Annotated in this window: 15 protein-coding genes, 1 other RNA gene and 1 pseudogene; 8 read left to right on the top strand and 9 right to left on the bottom strand. The window is 72.6% G+C overall.

Annotated features, from left to right (window positions below; genetic code table 11):
- The first annotated feature begins 63 nt into the window (after nt 1-63).
- The 4 genes from ACSHXN_RS28670 to ACSHXN_RS28655 all read left to right on the top strand — a co-directional run bounded on the left by ACSHXN_RS28670 (nt 64) and on the right by ACSHXN_RS28655 (nt 2,747).
- Complete coding sequence (locus ACSHXN_RS28670) at nt 64-615, top strand: DoxX family protein (protein WP_355132174.1); 552 nt, start codon at nt 64-66, stop codon at nt 613-615.
- Nucleotides 616-638: 23 nt separating this feature from the next.
- Nucleotides 639-980, top strand: coding sequence for a MazG-like family protein (locus ACSHXN_RS28665; RefSeq protein WP_355132173.1), 342 nt, complete (start codon nt 639-641; stop codon nt 978-980).
- A gap of 105 nt (nt 981-1,085) precedes the next feature.
- Nucleotides 1,086-1,607, top strand: coding sequence for a hypothetical protein (locus ACSHXN_RS28660; protein WP_355132172.1), 522 nt, complete (start codon nt 1,086-1,088; stop codon nt 1,605-1,607).
- A gap of 225 nt (nt 1,608-1,832) precedes the next feature.
- A complete protein-coding gene (locus tag ACSHXN_RS28655; protein WP_355132171.1) occupies nt 1,833-2,747 on the top strand; it encodes a helix-turn-helix domain-containing protein in 915 nt (304 codons plus the stop codon).
- A 55-nt stretch (nt 2,748-2,802) separates the two neighbouring features.
- Here ACSHXN_RS28655 and ACSHXN_RS28650 read toward each other — a convergent pair whose 3' ends face one another.
- The 6 genes and pseudogenes from ACSHXN_RS28650 to ACSHXN_RS28625 form a co-directional block, all read right to left on the bottom strand.
- Nucleotides 2,803-5,157, bottom strand: coding sequence for a helix-turn-helix domain-containing protein (locus ACSHXN_RS28650; protein ID WP_438304159.1), 2,355 nt, complete (start codon nt 5,155-5,157; stop codon nt 2,803-2,805).
- A gap of 111 nt (nt 5,158-5,268) precedes the next feature.
- Nucleotides 5,269-5,994, bottom strand: a complete 726-nt coding sequence (locus tag ACSHXN_RS28645; RefSeq protein WP_438304157.1) for an alpha/beta fold hydrolase — start codon at nt 5,992-5,994, stop codon at nt 5,269-5,271.
- A 195-nt stretch (nt 5,995-6,189) separates the two neighbouring features.
- Nucleotides 6,190-7,161, bottom strand: coding sequence for an alpha/beta hydrolase (locus ACSHXN_RS28640; RefSeq protein WP_356110799.1), 972 nt, complete (start codon nt 7,159-7,161; stop codon nt 6,190-6,192).
- A 367-nt stretch (nt 7,162-7,528) separates the two neighbouring features.
- An RNA gene (rnpB, locus tag ACSHXN_RS28635) (RNase P RNA component class A) lies at nt 7,529-7,943 on the bottom strand.
- 73 nt (nt 7,944-8,016) lie between these two features.
- A pseudogene (locus ACSHXN_RS28630) lies at nt 8,017-8,847 on the bottom strand (DMT family transporter); the annotation flags it as partial.
- Between the two features lie 19 nt (nt 8,848-8,866).
- Entirely contained in the window at nt 8,867-9,772 is a 906-nt protein-coding gene (locus tag ACSHXN_RS28625) for a helix-turn-helix domain-containing protein (protein ID WP_438304154.1), read from the bottom strand.
- A 265-nt stretch (nt 9,773-10,037) separates the two neighbouring features.
- Between ACSHXN_RS28625 and ACSHXN_RS28620 the strand changes: the two genes are divergently transcribed.
- The 4 genes from ACSHXN_RS28620 to eda all read left to right on the top strand — a co-directional run bounded on the left by ACSHXN_RS28620 (nt 10,038) and on the right by eda (nt 12,972).
- Entirely contained in the window at nt 10,038-10,784 is a 747-nt protein-coding gene (locus ACSHXN_RS28620; RefSeq protein WP_356293165.1) for a MerR family transcriptional regulator, read from the top strand.
- Nucleotides 10,781-11,350 carry a hypothetical protein gene (locus tag ACSHXN_RS28615; protein WP_355132166.1) on the top strand — a complete coding sequence of 190 codons (570 nt, stop codon included), beginning with the start codon at nt 10,781-10,783 and terminating at the stop codon, nt 11,348-11,350. The genes ACSHXN_RS28620 and ACSHXN_RS28615 overlap by 4 nt, the downstream gene beginning before the upstream one ends.
- 75 nt (nt 11,351-11,425) lie before the next feature.
- Nucleotides 11,426-12,223, top strand: a complete 798-nt coding sequence (yaaA, locus tag ACSHXN_RS28610; RefSeq protein WP_356112797.1) for a peroxide stress protein YaaA — start codon at nt 11,426-11,428, stop codon at nt 12,221-12,223.
- Nucleotides 12,224-12,297: 74 nt separating this feature from the next.
- On the top strand, nt 12,298-12,972 hold the full coding sequence (eda, locus tag ACSHXN_RS28605; RefSeq protein WP_355795385.1) for a bifunctional 4-hydroxy-2-oxoglutarate aldolase/2-dehydro-3-deoxy-phosphogluconate aldolase: 675 nt from the start codon (nt 12,298-12,300) through the stop codon (nt 12,970-12,972).
- On the opposite strand, the gene ACSHXN_RS28600 is transcribed toward eda, so the two are convergent.
- The 3 genes from ACSHXN_RS28600 to ACSHXN_RS28590 are packed head-to-tail and all read right to left on the bottom strand — an operon-like array spanning nt 12,947 to nt 15,831.
- Entirely contained in the window at nt 12,947-14,179 is a 1,233-nt protein-coding gene (locus ACSHXN_RS28600; RefSeq protein ID WP_438304151.1) for a bifunctional RNase H/acid phosphatase, read from the bottom strand. The two genes, eda and ACSHXN_RS28600, sit on opposite strands and share 26 nt — an antisense overlap.
- Before the next feature lie 12 nt (nt 14,180-14,191).
- Entirely contained in the window at nt 14,192-14,935 is a 744-nt protein-coding gene (locus tag ACSHXN_RS28595) for a zinc ribbon domain-containing protein (protein ID WP_355132272.1), read from the bottom strand.
- Entirely contained in the window at nt 14,932-15,831 is a 900-nt protein-coding gene (locus ACSHXN_RS28590) for a Nif3-like dinuclear metal center hexameric protein (protein WP_355132162.1), read from the bottom strand. Before ACSHXN_RS28590 ends, ACSHXN_RS28595 begins: the two co-directional genes overlap by 4 nt.
- Nucleotides 15,832-15,975: the final 144 nt, after the last annotated feature.

The raw sequence follows: 15,975 nt of genomic DNA, 5'->3' as shown, positions 1-15,975 counted from the left end.
GACGGGTGGGACGGTTGAGGGGCGGAGGGGACCCGTTCCTGCCGGCTGCCCCGGGGAGTGATCGTGACCTGTATCGACCGACGTGACGTGGGACTGCTGTTGCTCCGGCTGGGGACCGGCGGGGTACTGGCGGCGCACGGCACCCAGAAGCTGTTCGGCTGGTTCGGCGGACCCGGACTGGACGGGGCCGCGCAGTTCATGGACTCCCTGGACTACCGCCCGGGCAAGGCGAGCGCGGTGGCCTCCGGGCTCGCGGAGGCGGGCGGCGGCACCCTGCTGGCGCTGGGCCTCGCGACTCCGGCGGCGGGCGCCGCGGTGGCCGCCGGCATGGCCGGGGCGGTCGCCGTCCACGCGCCGAACGGGTTCTTCAGCCAGAACGGCGGCTACGAACACCCGCTGTCCCTCGGCCTCGTGGCGACGGGCCTGTCGGTCGCGGGCCCCGGCCGGCTCTCCCTGGACGCACTGTGCGGCAACGCCGTGAACCGCGACTGGATGGTCCCGGCGGCGTTCGCGGTGGCAGGAGCCGCGGCGGCGGTGGTGATCGGGGCACGGAACCGGCGACTGCGGCGGAGGGCGGACGGGGACGGCGAGCAGGAGGCGTTGTTCGAGGAGTAGCCGCCGCATGGCAGTCTGCGGGCATGAGCGAACGCGACACCCCGGCGGACCTCTGGGAGCCGATCGACCTGCTGTACGCGTGGCTGGAGGCGAACCGGACGCACGACGGTGCCGACGGTCTGCTGCTGCGCGTGCTGAAACTGTCGGAGGAGGTCGGCGAGGTCGCCCAGGCGGTGATCGGCGCAACGGGCCAGAACCCCCGCAAGGGCACCACGCACAGCTGGGACGACGTCCAGGCCGAACTGTGCGACGTGGTGATCACGGCCCTGGTGGCCCTGCGCACCCTGACCCCGGACGCACGCGAGGTGTTCACCGCCCATCTGGAGCGGGTCGCCCGGCGCTCGCTCGGCTCCGGCACGTCGTGATCCGGGCACGGCACCACATACCCGGACTCCCGTGGTGGGGGCGGTGACCGGCATGATCTACCGGGGACGGTGGATCCCGGGCCACGGTCCGGACAGGGGGAGGGCATGGCCGACAACGCGTTCTGGATCGCCTCGCTGACCGCGGGAACGGCCGTCCTGGCGAGCTGGGTGACCGGCCGCGGTACGGCGCGGGCGGCACGCATCCAGGCGGACACGACTACGCGGGCGCAACGGGCGGAGCGGCTGCGTGAGTCCCGGCGCGCGGCCTACGCGGACCTCATGGAGCGGGCGCAGCGGATGGGCGACCTGTACTGGAAGGTGTCCGACCTGTGCGCGGACGACGTCACCCGACGCCTCCCGGAACTGGGCCGGTTGAGGGACCGTCTGCGGGACGAGTACAGCGGGCTGCGCCACTGCACCTGGATCGTCTCCCTGGAGGGCCCGCCCGAGGTCGCCGAAGCGGCCGACGCACTGCGCCGCACCACCACCCCCGCCTATCGTGCCGTCGAGGCGGTACTCGACGGCGACCCCACGGCCGCGGACCGCTTCGACTCGGCCTACGCGCCGTTCTGGCAGGCACTGCGGACCTTCGTCGAGCGGGGGCGGCGGGCGCTGGAGGTGATGTGAGGGGGCGTGCGGGCCGTCGGCGGTGCGGCCGGGACGGAGCCTTCGGGTGATTCTTCCTCCGATTCTTCCTGGACTGCCCGGCGCGGGAGCGGTCTCATGGGTTGTGGCCGGCACGTAGCCCCTCGGCCGGTCGACCACGCCGTTCCTGAAGGACGTCTGTTGCCCATTGCTCTGTCCACCGCTCCGCTGTCCGCTTCCGATCGGTCGGAGCGATGGCATGAAGTGGTGTCGCGCACCTTCGTACCTCTCGATGTCCGGCTTCTCGAGACGGAACCGTCGCCCGGAGTGATTTCCAGCGAACAGCTCGGTCTTGTCCAGGTCTCCCTTGTCCGTGCCGGACCGCAGACAGTGACGCGCAGCAGGCGTCTGATCGCCCGTGACGACCAGGAATTCCTCATCCTCTCGCTTCAGCACAGCGGCACTGCGATAAAAGAGCAAGACGGCCGGGAATCCGTCATCAATCCCGGCGAGTTCTCCATTTCCGATTCCTCTCGTCCGTTCCGGAAGAAGCTCGGGGGAGAATTCAGTTTCACCTCCTTCCACTTCCCTCGTGAAGAGCTCCATGTGCGGGAGGAGGACCTGCGGGCACTGACCGCGACGACCTTCACCGGCCGGACCGGCAGCGCTGCCGTGGTGGCGGCGTACTTCGCGCGCATGGCGCAGGAGGCCAGGGGCTTCGGCGACGCCGTGGGCCGGCAGTTCGCCACGACCGGTCTTGATCTGCTGGCCCTGCTGATCGACGAGCGGCGCGGCCGCTTCACACCCCAGGCCGCCGAAACGGCTGCGGCAGCCGCGGTGCGAGTGAAGGACTACATCATCCGGAACCTGCCGGACCCGGGTCTGTCACCGGCCACGATCGCCGCGGCGAATTTCATGTCGGTGCGCTATGTGCACAAGCTCTTCCAGGTCGAGGGCGAAACGGTGGGCAGGTGGATCCAGGCACGACGCCTGGAGCGGTGCCGGCGGGATCTTCTGCGGTCGAAAGGCAGGGATCTCGGGGTTGCGGCCGTGGCCCGGCGATGGGGTTTTGTCAGTCCCAGCCATTTCGGCCGGGTCTTCCGGGCGGCATACGGCATGACGCCCCGCGAATGGCAGGCTCATGGTCTGGGTACCGAAGGGGCCACCGGGACGAAGGGTTGAAAGGAAGGGCAGTGGCGCTTCATTCCCCGTCGGCCGGTGAGGTGCGGGACACCCTTCAGCCGAACCGGGTCGGGGGATTCGGCCGCCCTGCGACAACGGCGGTGAGACCCGTGCGGGCCTCCTCCAGGACGGCCGCAGGGGTGCGGTCCTGGAGGGCCAGCACCGCTCGGTACTCGGCAGCCGCCTCGGAGTCCTTGCCGAGGTGGGCGAGCGCATGCGCCAGCATCAGGTGGACCCTGCCGGCCTGCTCGTACAGACCTCGGGCGTCGAACTGCCCGCGGATGGAACGCAGAGCCTCCACCGCCGCATCCCAGCGTCCCCGGTTGAAATGGATGAATGCCACGTTGTGGGTCGCGACCAGCGTGGTCACGTCCCGCACGCTCGGCGGGATCCGGTCGCGGTTGCCGGGGGAGGCGAGAGCGTCCATGACCTCCTGGTAGGTCTTCAGGGCTTCCCTCGTCCGGCCCGCCTTCTCCAGCACTCTGATGGTCACGTTGGCCGCAGTGAGGTATCCGTTGATGTCATCGGCCCGGTCGAACAGTTCCATGGCCAGGGACACATGGTCGGCGGCGGACGCGAGATCGTCGACGGCGCTCCGCAGCCAGCTGAGATAGACATGGGCCCATGCCTCCTGGACCACATCCGCAGCGGCCGTGGCCAGGCCGAGCGCGCGGGTGGCCGCGTCGACGGCCGCGGCGTGGTTGTGGTCGCACGCCCAGTGGGCCCATGCCAGGTAGTTGCGGTGGGTCGCTTCGAGCGCGAGGTCGCCCAGGGCCGCCGCGGCCTCGGCGGAACGCCGGTAGATCTCCGTCCAGTTGCCCCAGGACACCCAGTTGTCGGAGAACCAGTGCATCGCTTCCGCGACCTCGGTGACCCTGGCCTGCTCACCGTTCTCGGCGGCTTCCCGGAAGGCGGACAGCCAGTTGTCTTTCTCCGCCTTGATCCACCGCAGCGCCTGATCACGGTCGTCCAGCGCGACCAGTCGGCCGGGGTCCGGGGGAGGTGTGCCGAAGCCCGGCTCGTACCAGCGTCCCGCGACGACGGCGGTGTCCAGCAGCCACGAGCGCAGGCGGGACCGGGTGGCCGCCGATGTCGTGCCGTCCTCGGCCCGGTGGCGGGCCGCGGCATACAGGCGCAGCAGGTCGTGGAAGCGGTAGCGGTCACCGGGGGAGGTCATCAGAAGACCTGCCTCCAGCAACTCCTCCAGCTGGTCTTCGGCGTCGGGCAGGGGCACGCCCGCGGCAACGGCCGCCAGTGGCACACCGAAATCCCGGCCCGGTACCAGGGACAGCAGCCGGAACATCCGGGCGGCGAGAGGATCGAGTCGCGAATAGGACAGCGAGAAGGCGGCATTGACACGCAGGTCGCCCGCGCTGAGCGCATCCAGCCTGCGGTCCTCGTCGGCCAGCCGGTCGGCCAGACGCTGCAGGCTCCAGTTGGTGCGGGTCGCGACCCAGTTGGCGGCCACCCGGAGGGCCAGGGGAAGATGCCCGCACAGCTCGGTCACCGAGCGTGCCGCTTCCGGTTCCGCGTCCACGCGGGCGGCGCCCACCACGGCGCGAAGCAGCGAGACGGACTCCTTGTCGTCCAGTGCCCCGAGCTCCGCGCGCTGCACTCCCTCCAGGCCGGCGAGAGTACGGCGGCTGGTCACCACGACGAGGAGACGTCCCTCGCGGGGCAGAAGGGGTCGGATCTGCGCCTCGCTGCCGGCATTGTCCAGCACCAGGACCGCGCGCAGCCGGGATGTGATCGTCCGGTAGCGCGCGAGGCACTCCTCGGCGCTGTGGGGCGCCAGGTCGGCGTCGTCGACCCCCCAGGCGTCCAGCAGCCGCACCACGGCCTGTTCGGCGGACAGCGGCTGGTCGTCCAGCCCCTGCATGTCCAGCAGGAACGCGCCGTCGGGGAACGCGCTCGCGGACTCCTCGGCCAGCCGGATCGCCAGGGTGGTCTTGCCGCTGCCGGGCGCACCGCAGACCACCACCACCGGCGGTGCGAGGGGATGCGTCGCCCGCTCCGCCGCTCCCCTGTTCGCGGCGGCCGGCGCCACCACGGTACGCAGATGTGCCAGTTCCCGATGCCGGCCGACGAAGTCCCGGGCCCCTCGCGGCAGCGCGTAGGGCGACGCGGCGGCCGGGACGGCGGGACTCGGACCCGGGCGGGCGGCGCGGGCAGCCGCCAGCAGTTCGGCATGACCGGCGTCGTCCAACTGCGGCCCCTGACCGAGAGCGGTGACCGTGCCGCGATGTGGACGAAGGCTCCGCCCGCGCTCCATGTCGCCGATGGCTCGGCCGGAGATGCCGGACGATTCCGCGAGTTCCTCGATCGTCAGGCGTCTGCTGTGCCGTAGCTCCCGCAGCAGGCGCCCGAACTGCGTCCCGCCTCCATCCGTGCCACCGCCCGTCGTACTCACGCCACCACGGTACTGCCGTCCAGCAGCGCTCCTGCCTGCTGAGACGTGTGCCACATGCTGCCGGCCCACGCCGCCGCCCGCCGGGCGGCGGCGTGGGCCGTGCCTGCCGGATCAGCCTCGGACAGCCTGGACGGCCTCGCGGATCAGGTCGGCGACCCGCTCGGGGTGGGCGAGCATGACCAGATGGGAGGAGTCCACCTCGACGGTGGTCATCCCGGCGCGCCGGTAGCCGAAGCGCTCGACGTCGGGGTTGATGGTGCGGTCGGAGGAGGACACCAGGCCCCAGGACGGCTTGGTCTTCCAGGCCGCCGCGGGAGCCGCCTCGGCGAAAGCCTGCGCGGCCAGTGGACGCTGGGACACCGCGAGGACCGCGGCGACGTCCTTGTCGACATCGGCGGCGAAGATCGCGGGGAACTTCTCGACGTCGACCGACACGTCCGTGCCGGGTTCGGCGGCGCCCTCGATCGGGAAAGGTGTGTAGACCAGCGCGGCAGCAAGGTCGGAGTCGGGGAAGCCACCCTGCAGCTCTCCCAGGCTCTCGCCCTCCTCCAGTGCGTAGCCGGCCAGGTACACCAGGGCCGCTACGTTCTCCTCGGCACCGGCCACCGTGATGACCGCCCCGCCGTAGGAGTGGCCGACCAGCACGACCGGGCCGGGGATCTGCCGGACCACGGAAGCGACATAGGCGGCGTCACCGATCAGGCTGCGGTTGGGAACCGCCGGGGCCACCACCTTCAGGCCGTCGGCGAGGAGTTCGGGGATCACGCGCGAAAAGCTGGAAGCATCGGCGAAGGCGCCATGGACGAGGACCACGGTCGGAGACGTGGATACGGTCATCAGGGATCATCCTTGCTTGATGTACGGAGAGTTGCAGGGGCTGCACCGCGGCCGCCGCGCGGTCAGGAGTGGCGGGCAAGGCGGGCGTCCGCCGTTCTGGGCCCCTCAGTGCCGCTGCACCGCGACACGGGGCCGGCCGCGGAGACGAGGACGGGGCGCGGACCTGCCGGCGACAGGACCGCGCCCCGAACAGGATCAGGCGGGGTGGAGGGCGGTCCGCAGAGTGCCGATGGCCAGGGTGATGGCCGCCTGGGCGGCGTAGGTCTCGCGCAGGGCGTTCAGCATGACGAAGTCGTGGATGATGCCCTGGTAGCGCACCGCGGTCACCGGGACTCCGGCGGCGCGCAGCTTGTTGGCGTATGCCTCCCCCTCGTCGCGCAGCACGTCCGCCTCACCGGTGATGACCAGGGCGGCCGGAAGACCGCTCAACTGCTCGGTGGTGGCACGCAGCGGGGACGCGGTGATCTCGGCGCGCTGGCCCTCGTCGGTGGTGTACTGGTCCCAGAACCACTGCATGCCGTCACGGCGCAGGAAGTAGCCCTCCGAGAACTGGTGGTAGGAGCCCGTGTCGAAGCTCGCGTCGGTGACCGGGTAGAACAGCACCTGCTGCACGAGCCGGACGTCGCCCCGCTCCTTGGCCATCAGCGTCAGCGCCGCAGCCATGTTGCCGCCGACCGAGTCACCGGCCACCGCGATCCGGGCAGTGTCCAGGCCCTTGCTCGCGCCATCGGCGACGACCCAGCGGGCGACCGTGTAGTTCTGCTCGATCGCGACCGGGTAGCGGGCCTCGGGCGACAGGTCGTACTCGGGGAAGACCACCGCGGCGTTCGCCCCCACCGCCAGTTCGCGCACCAGACGGTCGTGCGTGTGCGCGTTGCCGAACACCCACCCCGCGCCGTGTATGTAGATGATCACCGGCAAGGTACCGGTGGCCCCGGCCGGCCTGACGATCCGCGCCCGGACGCTGCCGGTCGGACCGCCGCTGACGGTGACCCACTCCTCGTCGATCTCCGGCTTGGCGATCTCACCGGACTGCACCTCGTCGACAGCCTTGCGGCCCTCGGCGGGACTCAGGTCGAACAAGAACGGGGGCTTCGCCGTCGCCTGCGCGAACGCGGCCGCGGCAGGCTCCAGGACGGGCTCGACGGGGGCAATCGACTCCTGCATCTTCTTCTCCTCGTGCGGGATGCGTTTGCGACCACGCTAAGCACCGGGCAACCCCCTCTCGCGTCTGAGAGTGCACCCTTTCTGCACCCACAGCGCACTGCCGATGAACCCGGACAAACCTCGAGAACCGGCTCGAGGATGGTGTGCTCTCCCGCTGCTGATCAGACATCCGCCGCCGCTCCGGAAGGTCGCCTGAGCAACCTCCGGAGAAGTGACGGCCCTTCACAAGGGCACGTTCGGGTGGGGCCGGCGGCGGTACGCGGAGGAGCGGTTGCCGCCGCCATCGTGTTCGTGGCGACGTTTGGACGCACCTGAGGCGGCTGCCCCGGTCGGGATGCGTACAGCGATCCCGCGGCTCAGGAAGCGGCAGACGAGTCGGGCTGTACGCCGGGTTCTGTTCCCCGGGGTCCTCGCGGGCCCCGGGGCGACGGCCATCCATCTAGGACCGGCGTTGCCGCCGGCCTCGTGCGGTCCACCCGCGGACTCGGGCGGGCAGCCCTCGAACGTCCGCGCAGGGCGCGCCTTTCACAGCGGCCCCTTTTGACCTTGCTCCGGGTGGGGTTTACCGAGCTGCCCAGGTCACCCTGGGCACTGGTGGTCTCTTACACCACCGTTTCACCCTTACCGGGGGCCGTACGGATACGGTCCCCGGCGGTCTGCTTTCTGTGGCACTGTCCCGCGGGTCACCCCGGGTGGCCGTTAGCCACCACCCTGCCCTGTGGAGCCCGGACGTTCCTCGGGGAGGTCCACCAGGACCTCCACGCGGCCGCCCGCCCGGCTCGTCTGCCGTAGGGACCATGGTACCGGGCGTGCGCCGCGCCTCCGCCCGCCGACCGGGGCCACCGTCGCGAGCACCGAGCCGGCCAGGATCAGGGCGAAGGCCGCCAGCGTCCCGGCCGTGAGGCGCTCGTCCAGGAAGAGCGCGCCCGCCGCCACCGCGATCGCCGGGTTCACGTAGGTGATGACCGTGGCCCGGGTCGGGCCCGCCTCCTTGATCAGCTCGAGGAACGCCACGAAGGCCACGGCCGTGCAGATCACCCCGAGACCGGCCAGGGCGGCGAGTACCTGCCCGGACGGTACGGTGGTGGGCCAGGTCGCGGCGGCCGCCGGGGCGTAGACCAGCGCCGACAGGGCCAGGCACGGCGCGGTGAGCTGGAGTGAGGGAACGTCCCTGAGATGCCGGGCCGCGATCAGCGGCGCGGTCGCGTAGCCGAGGACGGTCAGCAGCACCTCAGCGAGCGACCGTGCGTCGCCGCCGGTCAGGTGCGGGACGGTGAGGACCGCGACGCCGCCGAGGCCGAGGGCCAGCCCGGCCACCCGCCGCGCGCCCAGGTGCTCGGCGCCACCGAAGAAGCGGGCCAGCACCACCCCGGCGATCGGCACGCCCGCTATCAGCAGACCCGCCGTGGAGCTGGACAGGTGCCGCTCGGCGTCGGTGAGCGTGAACCAGGGGCCCATGATCTCGATGCACGCGAAGGCCAGCATGGGGCGCCAGTGCGTCCGCACGGTCCGGGTCAGGCCGCCCTGGCGCAGGGCGAAGGGGAGCAGAAGCGCGGCGCCCAGCGCACAGCGCGTGAACACCACCATGGACGGGGACACGGCGTCCACCGCCACCTTGATCATCAGATAGGGGATGCCCCAGATCACTCCCATGAGGGAGAACAGGAACCAGCCGCGTGCAGTCATACGGCGAGTGTCGGCCGGCTCAGTGACCGCCGTCTTGAACGCTGTTGCGGTGCGCGGTCGCGGCCACGCTCGCACGGTACGCCGCCGGGGTCACCCCCAGCACACGACGGAACCAGCGGGTCAGATGCGCCTGGTCGGCGAAGCCCACGAGCGGGGCGACCTCGGCGGGGCGCAGTCCTGCCTCCAGCAGCCCGCGGGCCCGCGTCACCCGGTACTGGGCGAGCCAGGCATAGGGCGGTATCCCCATCGCCGTACGGAAGGCACGCAGCAACTGATAGCGCGACAGGCCGAGTTCGGTGGCGAGGTCGGCGAGGGAGGGCGGGGCGAGCAGTTCGTCGGCGAGGCGGTCGCGTACGGCGTGGGCGAGGTCCGCGGCGCCGGGGATCGAGTCGGAGACGGGGCGTGCCGTGGAGTGGCGCCGGGCGAGTGCGGTGAGCAGCCACGGGAGCCGGGACTCGGCCTCCAACGGGTCGGGGCAGGCGCTCAGTTCGGTGTGCGCGGCGCGCACGGCGGCCACCAGTTCGGGGTCGTCGAGGACTGGTTCGCGAAAGTGCGGGAGACCGCCCAGGATGCCGTCGGAGAGCAGCGAGGGCTCCGCGTACAGGGCGCGGTAGGCGTAGCCGTCGGTGGTGGTGGCGGGTGCGCCGGTGTGCATCTCGCCGGGGTCGAGGACGACGATGGTGCCCGGTCCGGTCCGTATGCGGCCGCCGCGGTAGTCGATGACCTCGAATCCGCCGACGCAGACGCCGATGGTGAACTCGTCGTGCGCGTGCGGGGCGTAGCGGTGCTGGTCGAAGCGGGCGGTGAGCAGGTCGAGCGGCGGCCCGCCCCGGCCGAGGCGCGCCCGCGTCCACAGCGCCTGTTCCCGTCCGCTCACCGTGCACCCCCTTGTGCGGGGTGCAACGCGTCCGGGCCCCGTTTTCATACCGCCGGGGAACTCAGAGGAAGTCGGTCGTGTCCGGTTCGAGGCCGAACGGCCCGGGGAGGGCGAGCGGCTTGCCGAAGGGGAACGTGCAGTGCCGGCGGTAGTCGTCCTTCTCGGGGTCGCCGAACAGCGTGATCGAGGAGGCTTCGCGGTCCAGCAGCGTTCCCTCGATCGTGGCACGCCATCGCGGCCGTCGTCAGGGACGTGCGGGCGTGGCGATCCGCTCGCTTGACCTTGCCGCAACGTCAGCGTTTGTACTGGTCGTATGCGGATCGGAGAACTCGCCGCGGCCGTGGGCGTCACCACGCGGACCGTGCGGCACTACCACCATCTCGGGCTGCTGCCCGAGCCCGAGCGGCTGCCCAACGGGTATCGCGACTACGGCCTGCGGCACGCCGTCGTGCTGGCCCGGATCCGGCGGCTGACCGAGCTGGGCCTCGGTCTCGCGGAGGTACGGGACGTGCTCGCGGACGACGAGGGCCGCGACCTCGCCGAGGTGCTCGCGGAGCTGGACGAGGATCTGGCCCGGCAGGAGGCGGCGATCCGCGAGCGCCGGGTACGGCTGCGCGTGCTGCTGGAGCGGGGCCATCCCGCCGAGGGTCCCGTCTCCCCCGGACTCGCCGCGCTGTTCGCCGGCATGGAGGCCTTCCTCGAGTCCCCCATGGCCACCAAGGACCGCGAGGTTCTGGCGCTGATCGAGACCGCGGCCGCGCCGGAGGAACGGGAACGGCTGGCGGCCGTGCTGGGCGGCGCGTTCGGTGAGCCGGGCGCCGTGGAGCGGGCGAGGGAGGTGTACGCGCTGCTCGACGCGCTCGTGGACGCCGGTCCGGACGATCCGCGGGTCGACGACGCCGCCCGGGCGCTCGTCGCCTGCCTGCCGGACGGCCTCGTACCCGAGGAGGGTGTCGACGAGGAGCACGGCTTCGTCAGGGCGCTCTACGCGGACCTCGCACCGGCTCAGGCGGAGGCCGTCCGCCGCGCCCTGCGGATGCACGCCCGGGGGCGGCGATGAGAACGGCGTACGTCCTGGTGCGGCACGAGCTGCGGCTCCTCGTGAGCCTCGCGCTCTGGGCCGCGCGCCGCACCCACGGGACGCGGGGCGGCCGGGCCTTCGGGTATGCGCGGGGGCAGGGGCCGGTCATGGCCGGGTTCGCGTTCGTGTGCGTGGTGGAGACGCTCACCATGTCCGTGCTGCTGCGCGACTGGCCGCTGGTGCACGGGGTGGTGCTGCTGCTGGACGTCTACACCGTGGTGCTCGTCGTCGGCCTGTACGCGGCCTCCGTGGTCCGTCCGCACGTCCTTGACCCCGGCGGGCTTCGTATCCGCCATGCCGCCCACGTCGATCTGCGCATACCGCTGGACCGGATCGCGGCCGTGCGCCGCGAGCTGCGCACCGTGCACGAGCGAGCGGACGGGGAGCTGAACCTCCCGGTGGGCTCGCAGACCACCGTCACGCTGGAACTCGCCGAGCCCGTCGCCCACGTCACCTTCCTCGGCCGTCGGCGGGCGGTCCGCGTCGTCCGCTTCCACGCCGACGACGCCGGCCGTGTCGTCCGGGCGCTCGCGCGGGCACGGTAGGCCCCGGGGGGTGGGGGCCGTCCGCGGACGCGCCCACGCCGTACGCTGTCGCGGAGCGCTACAGAAGGAGTATGTGTGCTGGTGCTGCTGCCGCCCTCGGAAGGCAAGGCGTCCTCCGGTCGCGGTGCCCCGCTGGACCTCGAGTCGCTGTCGCTGCCCGGTCTGACGGCCGCGCGGGAGGCCGTCCTCGGTGAGCTCGTGGAGCTGTGCGCGGGTGACGAGGAGAAGGCGCGTGAGGTACTGGGGCTGAGCGAGGGCCTGCGCGGCGAGGCGGCCAAGAACGCCGGGCTGCGGTCCGCGGGGGCGCGGCCCGCCGGGGAGATCTACACCGGCGTCCTGTACGACGCCCTGGATCTCGCCTCGCTCGACCCGGCCGCCAAGCGGCGGGCGGCCCGGTCCCTGCTCGTCTTCTCCGGGCTCTGGGGCGCGGTCCGGGTGACCGACCGCATCCCTTCCTACCGCTGCTCGATGGGTGTGAGGCTGCCCGGACTCGGGGCGCTCGGCGCGCACTGGCGCGCACCCCTGGCCTCGGTGCTGCCCGCGGCGGCCGGCGGTGGACTGGTGCTGGATCTGCGGTCCTCCGCCTATGCGGCGGCGTGGAAGCCGAAGGGTGAGGTGGCCGGGCGGACGGCGACCGTCCGGGTGCTGCACTCCCGGATCGTGGACGGGGTGGAGAAGCGCTCGGTCGTCAGCCACTTCAACAAGGCGACGAAGGGGCGCATCGTCCGGGCTCTGCTGTCGGCCGGGGCCGCTCCCAAGAACCCCGCGGAGCTGGTGGTGGCGCTGCGGGACCTGGGCCATGTGGTGGAGGCCGAGGCCCCCGCCGCCGGCAGGCCGTGGTCGCTGGACGTGGTGGTGACGGAGATCCACTGACCCGGGCGCTACAGCGCATTGCAGCATGCGCAACGACCTTTGCGCAGAGTGCATTCCCTGGGCAGGATGAAGCCATGACCTCACCGCTGCCCCCGTCGCCGTCCGCCGTCCCGGTCCTCGATCTCGCACCCGTCGTCCCCGTGGTCGTCGTCGCGGACGCCGCCGACGCCGTGCCCCTGGCACGGGCGCTGGTGGCCGGCGGGCTGCCCGCGATCGAGGTGACACTGCGCACCCCGGCCGGGCTCGACGCGATCCGGGCGATCGCCGCCGAGGTCGCGGACGCGGTGGTCGGGGCGGGCACGGTCATCACACCGGCGCAGGTGTCGGACTCCGTGGCGGCGGGCGCGCGGTTCCTGGTCAGCCCCGGGTGGACGGACGCGCTGCTGGCGGCGATGCAGGCGTCCGGGGTGCCGTTCCTGCCCGGGGTGTCGACGACGTCGGAGGTCGTGGCGCTCCTCGAACGGGGCGTGCGGGAGATGAAGTTCTTCCCGGCGCAGGCGGCCGGCGGCACGGCCTACCTCTCGTCGCTGGCCGGACCGCTCCCGCAGGCCCGTTTCTGCCCGACCGGCGGTATCGGCCCGGCGAACGCCCCGGAGTACCTGGCGCTGCCCAACGTCGGCTGCGTGGGCGGGACCTGGATGCTGCCCCAGGACGCGATCGAGGCGAAGGACTGGGCCCGGGTCGAGCGGCTGGCACGCGAGGCGGCGGGACTGCGCCGTCCGCTCAGCGCAGGTGGGACGTCTCGTTGAGGAGGCGGAGGCTGGCGTTGCCGTCGGCGAAGTAGGCCACCGCGGACAGGGACGCCGCCGACAGCTCCATCCGGAACAGTGCCTCGGGGGGCGCTCCGAGCGCGAGCCGGACGAGGGTCTTGACGGGCGTGACGTGCGAGACCAGCAGGACCGTACGGCCCGCGTGAGTGGCCAGCAGCGCGTCCCGGGTGGCGGCGACCCGCCGGGCGACGGCCGCGAAGCTCTCGCCGCCGCCGCTGGGTGCGGCCTCCGGGTCGGTGAGCCAGGCGTTCATGTCGTCGGGATACTTCTCGCGCACCTCGCCGAACGTCAGGCCCTCCCACGCACCGAAGTCCGTCTCGCGCAGCCCTTCCTCCACGCTCACCTCGAGGCCGAGACGGGCGGCGACGGTCCCGGCGGTCTCGCGGCAGCGCGCGAGGGGCGAGGAGATCACGACCTGGACGGTCCCCCGCGCGGCGAGCGCGGCGGCGACGAGCTCGGCCTGGCGCCGGCCGACGTCGGACAGGGCCGGGTCGCCGCCGCCGCTGCCGGAGAAGCGCCTGAGCGGGGTGAGCGGGGTCTCGCCGTGGCGCACCAGCACGAAGGTGGTCGGGGCACCCAGGTCGGGCGGGGCGGAGGCGACGTTGCGGGCGGCACGCACATCGGCGCCCGCACGCGCCGACGAGCCCGGCTGCGCGCCGTCGGACGGGGACGCGGCTGCGGTGGCCGGCGCATCACCCGCGGGGCCGGGCGGTTCGGGCCCCGTCGCACCATGGGCGTCCGGCTCGGCGGCGGACCGGGACGCGGTCCATCGCTCGCCCCGGCTCCCCGCGTCCATCGCCTCGTTGGCCAGCCGGTCCGCATGCTTGTTCCGCTCGCGCGGGATCCACTCGTAGGTGACCTGCCCGGCCGGGAGGACGGCGGCGGCCCGCATCGCCAGTGGCCGCATGTCCGGGTGCCGGATCTTCCACCGGCCGGACATCTGCTCCACGACCAGCTTGGAGTCCATCCGGACGTGCACCCTCGCCGCCGGGTCCAGCTCGCGCGCCGCGCTCAGCCCGGCGAGCAGTCCCCGGTACTCGGCGACGTTGTTGGTGGCGGTCCCGATGAACTCGGCCCGCTCCACCAGCGTCTCGCCCGTCGCCGCGTCACGCACGACGCTGCCGTAGCCGGCGGGCCCCGGGTTGCCCCGGGACCCGCCGTCGGCCTCGACGATGAACTCCCGCACGCCGTACGCCTTTTACAGGCCGGACTCGGAGGTGCGCACCAGGATGCGGCGGCAGTTCTCGCAGCGCACGACCGTGTCGGGCGCCGCCGCACGGATCTCGCTCAGCTCGGTGATCGCCAGTTCCTGGCGGCAGCCCTGGCAGGTGCGCTGGTACAGCTTGGCCGCGCCGATGCCGCCCTGCTGCTCCCGCAGCTTGTCGTACAGCTTCAGCAGGTCCGCGGGCACCGAGCCCGCGACGACCTCGCGCTCCTTGGTCACCGACGCGGACTCGCCGTCGATCTCCTCGTACGCCGCGTCCCGGCGCGCCGAGGCGTCGTCGATCTTCGACTGCACCGATCCGACCCGCTCGGTCAGCTCGGCGACCCGCTCCTGCGCGGACTCGCGGCGCTCCATCACCTCCAGCACGACGTCCTCCAGGTCTCCCTGCCGCTTGGCGAGCGAGACGATCTCGTGCTGGAGGTTCTCCAGGTCCTTCGGGGAGGTGACCGCACCGGAGTCGAGGCGCTGCTGGTCGCGGACGGCACGCTGGCGCACCTGGTCCACGTCCTGCTCGGCCTTGGTCTGCTCGCGGGCGCAGTCGCTCTCCTCGGTCTGCGCCGCCACCAGCAGGTCGCGCAGCTGGGTGAGGTCCTTGGTCAGGGACTCGATCTCGGCGTGCTCGGGCAGCGACCTGCGCTTGTGCCCGAGCTGCTGCAGTCGTACGTCCAGGCCCTGGACGTCGAGGAGTCGGATCTGGTCGGCGGGCGCGGCGTTCAGTTGGGGGCTCCAGGGGTGTGCGAGTCGGAGGATGCGCGCGAGGCGCTCTCTGGCTGGACGGTGGCGGACGCCGCGTGGGCGGTCCAGGGGTCGGTGACCGTCGGCGAGACGTGGACGCGCAGGCCCCACCCGTGCCGGTCGGAGATCTCGTCGAGCTGGGTGGCGGCCAGCTCGCACCAGGGCCACTCCGTGGCCCAGTGCGCCGCGTCGAGCAGCGCGAGGGGGCGGTGGGTGCGGGCCGCCGCGAACTCGGACGCCGGGTGGTGGCGCAGGTCCGCGGTGAGGAAGGCGTCGACACCGGCCGCGCGGACCTCGTCGAAGAGGCTGTCGCCGGAGCCGCCGCTGACGGCGATCGTGCGGACCAGCGCCTCGGGGTCGCCGGCGACGCGGATGCCCTGCACGGTGGCGGGCAGCCGCTCGGCGGCCCGGGCGGCCAGCGCGCGGACGGTCGTCGGGTGGTCCAGCTCGCAGACGCGGCCGAGGCCCCGGCGGCCCTCCGGGTCGGTCGTGTCCGGTACGAGGGGGCGCACCACCCGCAGGTCGAGCGCGCCGGCGAGGGCGTCGCTGACGCCGGGGTCGGCGCGGTCGGCGTTGGTGTGGGCGACATGCAGCGCGATGTCGTTCTTGATGAGGGTGTGCACGACACGGCCCTTGAAGGTGGAGGCCGCCACCGTCGTCGTCCCCCGCAGGTAGAGCGGGTGGTGGGTGACCAGCAGGTCCGCGCCGAGCTTCACCGCCTCGTCGACGATCTCCTGGACGGGATCGACGGCGAAGAGGACCCGGGTGATCTCCTGGTCGGGGTCGCCGACGACCGTGCCGACCGCGTCCCAGGACTCGGCCCGCTCGGCGGGCCACAGGGTCTCCAGGGCGGCGATGACTTCAGACAGACGGGGCACGGGGAAAGGCTACCTGCCCCGGCTCCTTCCCCGACCGGTCGCGGGCCGACGGGCTCGGCGGGGGCGCCGCGCCGACCGCCCCCGAGGGTGTGGAGGTCGCGCACGGACGGGCCGTGCGCCCCCTCGTGCAGCACACCCGCCCCC

This window comes from Streptomyces sp. HUAS TT11, from assembly GCF_051553595.1.
Taxonomy (GTDB): Bacteria; Actinomycetota; Actinomycetes; order Streptomycetales; family Streptomycetaceae; genus Streptomyces.
This window is presented reverse-complemented; position numbering and strand designations above follow the sequence as displayed.